This window comes from Pseudomonas sp. BN607 (genome assembly GCF_029871175.1).
Lineage (GTDB): Bacteria > Pseudomonadota > Gammaproteobacteria > Pseudomonadales > Pseudomonadaceae > Aquipseudomonas.
Genome location: NZ_SSOE01000054.1, coordinates 69632 through 79382 on the forward strand (window position 1 = coordinate 69632; position 9751 = coordinate 79382).

The window sequence follows — 9751 nt, forward strand, 5'->3', positions numbered from 1 at the left end:
TCCTTGACGTGTAAAAGGCAAAACGCCCGCAGAAGATCATCTGTGGGCGTTGTTGTAGTCTTGCGCAATGGCCTGTGTCCAGCCTGATCAACCTTCGAACTGAATCACCATCCGGCCTTTGATCTTGCCCTCCAGCATCTCATCGAAGATCTGGTTGATATCTTCGATCGGCCGCAGCGTCACTTTGGGTACCACCTTGCCTTCGGCGGCAAACTGGAAAGCTTCCTGCAGGTCTTGGCGAGTGCCGACCAGCGAGCCGATCACCTCGATGCCGTCCAGCACCAGGCGGGGGATGTTAAGGTTCATGGCTTCCGATGGCAGACCGACTGCGACGAGGCGGCCGCCAGCGCGCAGGGCATCCACGGCAGAGTCGAATGCTGCTTTGGCGACCGCCGTCACTACGGCAGCGTGCGCCCCGCCGGTTTTTTCCTGAATGACCTTGGCTGCATCCTCAGTGCGCGGATTGATCACCAAGTCGGCGCCCATCTCGCTGGCGAAGCGCAGTTGCTCTTCGTTGACATCGATGGCGATCACTTTGGCATTGAAAACGTTCCTCGCATATTGCAGGGCCAGGTTGCCCAAGCCGCCGAGGCCGTAGATGGCGATCCATTGGCCGGGGCGAATATTGGAGGTTTTCACCGCCTTGTAGGTGGTGACACCGGCGCAGGTCACGCTGCTGGCGGCAGCGGAGTCGAGGCCATCGGGTACCTTGACCGAGTAATCGGCCTTGACGATGCAGGCTTCGGCCATACCGCCGTCGACGGTGTAGCCGGAGTTCTTCACTTCGCGGCACAGGGTTTCGTTGCCACTGGTGCAATATTCACAATGCCCGCAACCCTGGTAGAACCACGCAACGCTGGCGCGGTCGCCCGGCTTGAGCGAAGTGACACCGGGGCCAACTTCCTGCACCACGCCAATGCCTTCATGGCCCAGCACTACACCGGTCTTGTCACCGAAGTCGCCATTTTTCACGTGCAGGTCGGTATGGCACACCCCGCAGCATTGCATCTTCAGCAGCGCTTCGCCGTGCTCGAGAGGGCGCAAGGTTTTCTCTACCACGTCCACGCGACGGCCTGGTGCAACAACAGCAGCTTTCATAAGAGCCTCCGTATCTATCCGATGTGGGCTTGGTTTATTGCTGGGACAGCATAGCCCTTGCCTGGCCAGGCAAAACTGCTTCAGGTCATGGTGGACGCTCTCACGAAATACCAGGGGAGGCCTGGTTGGCATTTGCGGAACAAAGAAAAGCCCGCGGCAAAGATGCGGCGGGCTGCAAAAAACGTACGGAGCAGGGTCAGTGTGCCCAGGTGCATGTCGGCTTTTCGTGAAGGGCAGGTCATGAGGTTGTCATCGTCCGGGCAGAAGTGCCCGATAAAAAAGCCCGCCATGAAGGCGGGCAAACAACGTTTGAAGGGAGAGCCTGCAGACTGGGCCCGCCCCGTTAACCCAGGATTAAGCGATAACGCATTGACCCGGCATGCTCAAGCGCCTATACAGGCCTGCCATCAACCCAGGAGCCAGCATGAACGACGAAGACGACCTGCACGAACCCGAGCACGATCACTTGCTTGATCATGAGTTTTTGTACGATGGCATGGATGCCGAGGCCGATGCACAGGGTGCCGAGGATGAAATAGAGGAAGACGAGGAGACGCTGGATGACCTCGACGAAGAGGAGCGCGATCATCCAGCCTGGTACGATGACTGCGAAGACGATTGACTCAGCGCCCGTCCACCGAGAAACGCCCCGGACCACTCACGGCCAGTAGCAGCAAGCCGCCCATGATGGCCATGTTCTTCATGAATTGGGTCATGTTGGCGCTGCGCTCGGGGTCGATCATGTTCCAGAACGGGTGGCCAAGCAGCGCCGTGCCCAGCACGAACAGTGCGAACAGGAAAGCCAGTGGGCGTGTGTAGAAGCCGAGGATCAGCAGGATGCCGACGATGAACTCCATCAGCACGGCAACCGCTGCGGCCAGCATCGGAGCAGGGGCACCCAGTGAGGTCATGTAGCCGACCGTACCTTCAAAACCGGTGAGCTTGGCCCAGCCAGACAAGACGAACAGGATCATCAGCAGTACGCGAGCAAGCAGGATAATGATGTCGCGTTGACCATCGAACAGAGAGTAGCGCATGGTGGCGTTCCAGTGGACGAGTTCAAGCTCCACTCTAGCAGCTGCGCAAGACATTGCCGGCAGGCAGCAAAAAGGCGCCGCAAGGGCGCCTTTTCAAGGAAGTTTGGTGCGAGTGGCGGGACTCGAACCCGCAAGGCTCACGCCGACAGATTTTAAGTCTGCTGTGTATACCAATTCCACCACACTCGCACGCTTGAAGGGGTCGCAACGACCAGCTCGCTTCTAAGTAGAAGGGCTTCGCAATCAAGCGGGCTTTATAACCCATTGTTATAGTTGAGTCAACCGCAGCGCCTATGATCAACACAGTGAAGGGCCGATCGTAGGGGCAATTGACACCTTGCTGTCATTACGCCACTGTGAGCCTTTTCTTCGATCCAACAGCGCTTGGCGATGACACAGGGAGAGGCGCGCAGCTCAGTCCGGTGCTGGTGGGACTGCACCCCTGAAAGCCTGTTGTCGCAAGCGTGGTCGTTGCCGGGTATGCTGCGCTACGTTCATTTTGTCCCTCCTGCTGTGCCAGTGGAGTCTTCATGGTTTCAGCTGATTGCCTCAACCACCCCATCATGCCTGCCCACCGCTATGAACAGTTGGTTCAGTCGGTGGTGGATTACGCCATCTATATGCTTGACCCAACCGGCCATGTGGTGTCGTGGAACGCGGGCGCGCAACGGATCAAGGGTTACCGCGCCGATGAGGTGATCGGGCAACATTTTTCGTTGTTCTTCACCCCGCAGGATTGTGCCGACGGCCGCCCCGACCACCTGCTGCGCCAGGCCTTGGACCAGGGCGTGGCACAGGACGAAGGCTGGCGGGTACGCAAAGATGGCACGCAGTTCTGGGCCTTGGCCGCGCTGGATGTGATCCGTGATGACAATGGCCAGATCATCGGCCTGGCCAAGGTAACCCGCGACATCACTGACCGCCGTGAGTCAGCGTTGCAACTGGACGCCGTGCGCGCCCAGCTGTTTCAGGCGCAGAAGCTTGAAGCCCTGGGCCAGTTGACCGGTGGCCTGGCACATGACTTCAACAACATGCTGACCATCATCATGAGCTCAGCGCGCCTGGCGCTGGCCACTCAGGATCCGGCGCGCACCCAGCGCATGCTGCAACACATCCTCGAAGCCGGGCAGCGTGGTATCGAACTGACCCAGCAACTGCTCAGCTTTGCCCGCCACCGCAAACTCGATGTCGCCAGCGTTGCCCCGGCAGACCTGGTTGCCGCGACCCGGGGCCTGCTGGAGCATGCGTTGCCAGGTTCGATCAAGCTCAAGGTGCTGCTGCAACCGGACCTGCCACTGATCGAGGTGGATGCCGGGCAGTTGCAGATGGTCTTGCTCAACCTGTTGTTCAATGCCCGTGACGCAATCACAGGGCAAGGCGAGATTGCCTTGACGGTCGATGGGGTTGAGTTGACTGGGGAGGTCGATGGGCTGCTGGGGAGTTTTGTGCGTTTCCAGGTCCAGGACAGCGGCGAGGGTATACCCGCCGATGTAATACCGCGTATCTTCGAGCCATTCTTCACCACAAAGCCCTTCGGTAAAGGCACTGGTCTTGGCCTTAGCCAGGTGTATGGCTTCGCCAGGCAGAGTGGTGGCGCGATTTGTGTCGACAGCGAACCCGGCCGCGGAACTTGCATGCAGCTTTACTTGCCAATGTATCAGGATCAGACAGACAGCCAACCCAACAGGTAGACACCATGGCACAAGTACTCAGGCGGCTGGTGACGGGGATCGACGGGCTCGACGCGTTGCTCAGGGGTGGCCTGGTGGCCGGTGCCTCTTACATCATTCAGGGCCCCCCGGGAGCCGGCAAGACCATCCTCGCCAACCAACTGGCCTGTGGGCATGTGCGTGGCGGTGGCCGGGTGCTGGTGGCCACCTTGCTGAGTGAATCGCACGAGCGCCTGTTCCAGTACCTGGCCACCCTGGATTTCTTCGACCCGGCGTTGGTCGGTGACCAGATCCAGTTCGTCAGCGCTTTCGACACACTGGAGCAGGACGGGCTGGACGCCGTGGTCCGGTTGCTGCGCCAGGAAATCGCCCGGCAGCAGGCCAGCCTGCTGATTGTCGATGGCGTGCTCAATGCCCGAGTGCGCGCGGAAACCGCCCTGGACACCAAGAAATTCGTATCCGAGCTGCAGGGGCATGCGGCTTTCGCAGGCTGCACCGTACTCTTGCTGACCAGCGCCCGGCTGGACGAGGGTAGCCCAGAACATACCATGGTCGACGGGGTTATCGAGCTGGGTGAACAATTGCTCGGCAGCCGCGCGGTGCGTCATATCCAGCTACGCAAGACCCGTGGTAGTGCCGCCTTGTCGGGGCGCCACGAATGCCTCATCGATGAGGCTGGCATGCACGTCTACCCGCGCCTGGAAGCGCTGTTCAGCCACCCCAGCCAGCTGGGCAGCGCCGGCCTCGGACGCATCAGCAGCGGCGTCCCAACCCTTGACGAAATGCTTGACGGCGGCCTGGCCGCGGGGTCGGTAAGCCTGTTGATCGGGCCTTCGGGAATTGGCAAGACCTCACTGGGTTTGGCCTTTCTCGGCGCCAGCACCCAACAGGCACCTGGGCTGCATTTCGGTTTTTACGAAACGCCTGAACGCTTGCGCAGCAAGGCCGCGTCGCTGGGTTACGATTTTGCCGCGATGGAACAGGCCGGCAGCCTGCAGCTGTGCTGGCAGCCCACCACCGAGGGCCTGCTCGACCAAGTCGGTGCGCGGCTGCTCGAACGGGTCGCGGCGCAGGGCACCAAGCGCGTGCTGATCGACAGCCTCGGTGCATTCAGCCGCCTGGCCATTGACCCGGCGCGGCTGAACGCGTTTTTCCGCGCACTGACCGGGGAGTTGCGCGCGCGTGATGTGAGCGTGATGCTGACCTGGGAAATGCGCGATATCTTCGGCTCGGAAATCAGCGCCCCGGCCCCGGACCTGTCGAGCATCGTCGACAACCTGATGCTGATGCGCTTTGTCGAGCTGGATTCGCAACTGCGGCGCATGCTGTCGATCCTCAAGGTGCGCGACAGCCACCATGACCCGGCTTTGCATGAGCTGCTGATCCAGCCGCAGGGCATCGCCTTGCGCAAAGCGTTCGAAGGCGCCTGTGGGGTGCTTTCGGGGACGCCGACGCCGCCAGGGAGCGGGTGACAGGCAGGCCGATGAATACCATCCTGATCGTCGATGACGAGTACCTGATTGCCGACATCCTTGGTTTTGCCCTGGAGGATGAAGGCTATTTGGTGGAAAAGGCCAGCAACGGCAGCAAGGCACTGGAGGTGCTGAAGGAAAAGCGCGTGCAGTTGGTGATTACCGATTACATGATGCCGCTGCTCAATGGCGAAGAGCTGGCGCGGGCCATGCGCGAAGATCCGGCGTTGTGCGAACTGCCGATCATTCTCATGAGCGGCGCCCAGGCCAGCCAAGGATGCCCGGCCCTGTTTGCCGCAATCTTCGACAAGCCGTTCGACATGGACGAGATGATCGCCAAGGTGGGCCAGTTACTGAGCACCTGAGGCTGGCGGTCGAGCGCATCCATGCACTTTGAGGAAGGTGGCTCAGTGCGAGTCGTCGTGCTTCTCCGGGGCTGGGCTGCCGGCCTGGATGCGCTTGAAGATTTCTTCGCGATGTACCTGCACATCCTTGGGTGCGTCGATACCAATCCTCACCTGCATCCCTTTGACGCCCAGAATGGTGACTTTGATGTCATCGTTGATGACGATGCTTTCGCCAACCTTACGGGTGAGTATCAGCATGTAGTTCTCCTTGGTGATATAAAAGACCGCTGGGCTAGTTGCCACGGCGGCGGGAGCTGGTCCCTCTTCCTTCTCATTAAAGACGCTTTCGGCGGATAGTAATTCCCCGACAGAAAAATTCTGTTGCGTGCTTTCACTTGCAGGTGCCGAAGCAAACCGTCAGCGGTTTGTCGGTCAAGGTGCTCGATGGCAAGAATAGGGCGCTTGGCGACCAATGGGAAATTTCTTCGCATCATGGGGTAAATAGACAGGCTTAATGGTCGTCCTGTTCCTCAAGTGCCTGAAGAAATAACAGTAATGCCACTTCTTCTGGGTCCAGGCCTTTGCGAATACGGTTTTTCGGCAGGTCGGCCAGGCGCCCCAGGGCATAGTGCTCAAGCACCGCCGGGTGGATGTAGCAACGCCTGCACACTGCCGGGGTATTGCCCAGCCGCGTAGCCACCTGGCGGACGATGGCGGCGACCTGCCGTTTAGCCTCGGTTTCAGGCTCCCAGGCCAAAGGCCTGAGCAAGTCCAGTGCCAGGCTGCTGCCGGCCCAGGTGCGGTAGTCCTTGGCGGTGAAGTCGGCGCCGGTCAGCTGCTGCAGGAACTGGTTGACCTCGGCAGAGCCTACGCTGTGGCGCTGGCCGTCTTCATCCAGATATTGGAACAGTGCCTGCCCGGGCAGCTCCATGCAGCGCTTGAGCAGGTTGGCCAGGCGTCGGTCGTTGAGGGTGACGTTGTGTTCGACGCCGCGTTTGCCGCGAAACTGAAAGCGAATGGTGCTGCCTTTGACCTGCACGTGGCGGTTGCGCAGGGTGGTCAGGCCGTAGGATTGGTTGTCGCGCAGGTAGCGCTGGTTGCCAATGCGGATCAGGGTATGGTCCAGCAGGCTTACCACCAGCGCCATGACCTTTTCCCGGTCCAGGCCTGGTCGTGCCAGGTGGGCTTCCAGCTGTGCGCGCAGCTTGGGCAGGGCCTGGGCGAAGGCCAGCATGCGCCCGTACTTGTGCTGGTCGCGCAGTTCACGCCATTGAGCGTGGTAGCGGTACTGCTTGCGCCCACGGGCATCGCGGCCTGTGGCTTGCAGGTGACCTTGCGGGTCGGCGCAGATCCATACATCGGTGTAGGCCGGGGGAATGACCAGCGCGGCAATCCGCGCAAGGGTGTCCTTGTCGCGTACCCGTTGGCCATCGGTATCCAGATAGATGAATCGCTCGCGCCAGCGGCGCCGGGTCAGGCCCGGTTGGCTGTCGTCGACGTAGTGCAGGCTGCGTGGTAGGGGGCAGTCGAGCATGGGCGGCTGGCCTCGATCAAGATCACTGATCTATGGACAACACGCGGGCAGAGGATGCTCAGCCCAGCAAGGCCACCGACTTGATCTGGGCGAACAGCGCCTGGCCAGGATGCAGGCCGAGTTGGTCGGCCGAGAAGCGGGTGATGCGTGCAAGCAGGGCATTGCCGCCGGCATCCAGGCTGACCAGCACATGCGCCGGGTTGGCAGCCGGACGGCTCTCGCGCACCCGCACCGGGAGGCGGTTGAGAATGCTTGAAAGGCTGTCTGCCGACAGTGCCAGGCTGACGTCGCGGGCCTGCACCTTGACCCGCAGGCTGCTGCCCATCACATGCGCCGGGTGGGCAATGCGCAGCAGCGGCCCACTGCTGCCGGGCAGGCGCAGGTCAAGCAGGTCGTAGTGGGGGTCGTGGCCCACCACCATGCCCTCGAACACCACCCCGGCGTCGTCGCCCTCGGCCAGAGGCAGGTCGAGGCGGGCCAACGTTTCGCCAATCGGGCCGCTGGCGATCGCCTGGCCTTGCTCAAGCAACACCAGGTGGTCGGCCAGCCGCGCCACTTCATCCTGGGCGTGGCTGACATACACCAGCGGGATGTCCAGCTCGTCGTGCAGGCGCTCCAGATAGGGCAGGATCTCGCGTTTACGCGGCCCATCGAGGGCCGCCAGCGGCTCGTCCATCAACAACAGCCGCGGGCTGCTGAGCAGGGCGCGGGCAATGCCCACGCGCTGCGCTTCGCCACCGGACAACGTCGCGGGGCGACGCGCCAGCAGGTGGCCGATACCCAGCAACTGGCAGGCCTGATCGAGGCTGACCTTGCGTTCGGCGGCGGCCACCCGCCGCCAGCCGAACTCCAGGTTGCCGCGCACCGACAGGTGCGGGAACAGGCTGGCCTCTTGGAACACGTAGCCCACCGGCCGCAGGTGGGGTGCCTGGAAGTAGCCGCGGCTGCTGTCTTCCCAGACCTCGCCGTTCACCTCGATGTAGGCGCTGGCGGCGCGTTCCAGCCCCGCCAGGCAGCGCAGGCAGCTGGTCTTCCCTGAACCGGAATGGCCGAACAGCGCGCTGATACCGCGCCCGGGCAGGTGCAGGTCTACGTCCAGGGTAAAATCGTCGCGCGCCAGCTTCAGGCGGGCCACTATCGATGCAGTCATTTCAGCTCCAGCCAGCTTTGCCACGGCGCCCGGCGTACAGCAGGAGCAGCACCAGGAAAGAGAACACCAGCATGGCACCGGCCAGCCAGTGGGCTTGCGAGTACTCCATGGCTTCGACGTGATCGAAGATCTGCACCGAAACCACGCGGGTCTTGTCGGGGATGTTGCCACCGATCATCAGTACCACACCGAACTCGCCCACGGTGTGGGCGAAGCCAAGGATGCTGGCGGTAATGAAGCCTGGGCGAGCCAACGGCAGCACAACATGGATGAAGGTGTCCCAGGGGCTGGCGCGCAGCGTTGCCGCCACCTCCAGCGGGCGCTGGCCGATGGCGCCGAAGGCGTTCTGCAGCGGCTGGACCACGAAGGGCATGGAATACACGGTCGAACCGATTACCAGGCCGGTGAAGCTGAACACCACAGTCCCCAGGCCCATCGCCTGGGTGGCCTGACCGAGCCAGCCGTGCGGGCCGAGGGCGATCAGCAGATAAAACCCGATCACCGTCGGTGGCAGCACCAGCGGCAGCGCCACCACCGCGCCCACCGGCCCGCGCAGCCATGAGCGCGTGCGCGCCAGCCACCAGGCGATGGGCGTGCCAATGATCAGCAGGATCAGGGTGGTGAGGCTGGCCAGCTTGATGGTCAGCCAGATCGCTCCCAGGTCACTGGCATCCAGGGGCATCAGATTTCATAACCGTAGGACTTGATCACCGCTGCGGCTTTCGGGCCCTTGAGGTATTCGACCAGTGCCTTGGCGGCCGCATTGTCCTTGCCTTTGTTAAGGATTACGGCGTCCTGGCGGATCGGGTCGTGCAGGTTGGACGGCACAATCCAGGCCGAGCCATTGGTCACCTTGCCGTCCTTGTAGATCTGCGAGAGGGCCACGAAGCCCAGTTCGGCGTTGCCGGTGGAGACGAACTGGAAGGCCTGGGTGATGTTCTGGCCCTCGACGATCTTGCCTTTGGTGGCGTCGGTGAGCTTGAGTTTGTCCAGCACCTGCGTGGCGGCCAGGCCGTACGGTGCCGCTTTGGGGTTGGCAATGGACAGGTGGTTGAATGCGTTCTTCTTCAATACTTCACCCTTGGCATCTACATACCCGTCCTTCGCCGACCACAGGGCCAAGGTGCCTACGGCATAGGTGAAGCGCGAGCCGGGGACGATTTCCTTTTCTTCTTCAAGCTTTTTCGGGGTGCTGTCGTCGGCGGCGAGAAACACCTCGAACGGCGCGCCGTTCTTGATCTGGGCATAGAACTGCCCGGTGGCGCCGTAGGCGGCGACCAGCTTGTGGCCGGTGTCCTTCTCGAAGTCCTTGGCAATGGCCTGGATTGGCGCTGTGAAGTTCGCTGCGACCGCGACCTGGACTTCATCGGCCCAGGCAGAGTTGAAGATGAACAGGCTGGCCAGGGCGGTGAAGGCCAGGTGTGAAGGGCGGATACGCATGAA

11 protein-coding genes and 1 tRNA gene are annotated in these 9751 nt (G+C 61.8%); 4 read left to right on the forward strand and 8 right to left on the reverse strand.

The features are described from left to right. Positions 1-87 precede the first annotated feature (87 nt). Entirely contained in the window at positions 88-1098 is a 1011-nt protein-coding gene (gene adhP / locus E8E68_RS13045) for an alcohol dehydrogenase AdhP (protein WP_266031092.1), read from the reverse strand. Positions 1099-1522: 424 nt separating this feature from the next. On the opposite strand from adhP, the gene E8E68_RS13050 reads away from it, so the two are divergent. Continuing rightward, positions 1523-1720: a hypothetical protein gene (locus tag E8E68_RS13050; protein WP_110743889.1), complete on the forward strand. Its 198-nt coding sequence runs from the start codon at positions 1523-1525 to the stop codon at positions 1718-1720. Position 1721: 1 nt separating this feature from the next. Here E8E68_RS13050 and E8E68_RS13055 read toward each other — a convergent pair whose 3' ends face one another. Both E8E68_RS13055 and E8E68_RS13060 read right to left on the reverse strand, forming a co-directional pair. Further along, positions 1722-2135: a DoxX family protein gene (locus E8E68_RS13055; protein WP_110743890.1), complete on the reverse strand. Its 414-nt coding sequence runs from the start codon at positions 2133-2135 to the stop codon at positions 1722-1724. Positions 2136-2239: 104 nt separating this feature from the next. After that, positions 2240-2324, reverse strand: a tRNA-Leu gene (locus tag E8E68_RS13060). Between the two features lie 341 nt (positions 2325-2665). On the opposite strand from E8E68_RS13060, the gene E8E68_RS13065 reads away from it, so the two are divergent. Genes E8E68_RS13065 through E8E68_RS13075 form a run of 3 tightly spaced genes read left to right on the forward strand, consistent with a single transcriptional unit; the run spans position 2666 to position 5642 of the window. Next, positions 2666-3826: a PAS domain-containing sensor histidine kinase gene (locus E8E68_RS13065; protein WP_266031090.1), complete on the forward strand. Its 1161-nt coding sequence runs from the start codon at positions 2666-2668 to the stop codon at positions 3824-3826. Positions 3827-3831: 5 nt separating this feature from the next. Continuing rightward, positions 3832-5277 carry an ATPase domain-containing protein gene (locus tag E8E68_RS13070; RefSeq protein ID WP_266031089.1) on the forward strand — a complete coding sequence of 482 codons (1446 nt, stop codon included), beginning with the start codon at positions 3832-3834 and terminating at the stop codon, positions 5275-5277. Between the two features lie 11 nt (positions 5278-5288). Further along, on the forward strand, positions 5289-5642 hold the full coding sequence (locus E8E68_RS13075; RefSeq protein WP_110743893.1) for a response regulator: 354 nt from the start codon (positions 5289-5291) through the stop codon (positions 5640-5642). A 42-nt stretch (positions 5643-5684) separates the two neighbouring features. Here the strand turns inward: E8E68_RS13075 and csrA are convergent, their stop codons facing one another. The 5 genes from csrA to modA all read right to left on the reverse strand — a co-directional run bounded on the left by csrA (position 5685) and on the right by modA (position 9748). Then, a complete protein-coding gene (gene csrA / locus E8E68_RS13080) occupies positions 5685-5882 on the reverse strand; it encodes a carbon storage regulator CsrA (RefSeq protein ID WP_004375914.1) in 198 nt (65 codons plus the stop codon). Positions 5883-6135: 253 nt separating this feature from the next. Beyond that, positions 6136-7158 (reverse strand): DNA topoisomerase IB, encoded by a 1023-nt coding sequence (locus tag E8E68_RS13085; protein WP_266031086.1) that lies wholly within the window; start codon positions 7156-7158, stop codon positions 6136-6138. 58 nt (positions 7159-7216) lie between these two features. Next, positions 7217-8308 carry a molybdenum ABC transporter ATP-binding protein gene (gene modC, locus E8E68_RS13090; protein WP_266031084.1) on the reverse strand — a complete coding sequence of 364 codons (1092 nt, stop codon included), beginning with the start codon at positions 8306-8308 and terminating at the stop codon, positions 7217-7219. 1 nt (position 8309) lies between these two features. Then, positions 8310-8990 carry a molybdate ABC transporter permease subunit gene (gene modB, locus E8E68_RS13095; RefSeq protein ID WP_280342019.1) on the reverse strand — a complete coding sequence of 227 codons (681 nt, stop codon included), beginning with the start codon at positions 8988-8990 and terminating at the stop codon, positions 8310-8312. Continuing rightward, positions 8990-9748 (reverse strand): molybdate ABC transporter substrate-binding protein, encoded by a 759-nt coding sequence (modA, locus tag E8E68_RS13100; protein WP_280342022.1) that lies wholly within the window; start codon positions 9746-9748, stop codon positions 8990-8992. Before modA ends, modB begins: the two co-directional genes overlap by 1 nt. Positions 9749-9751: the final 3 nt, after the last annotated feature.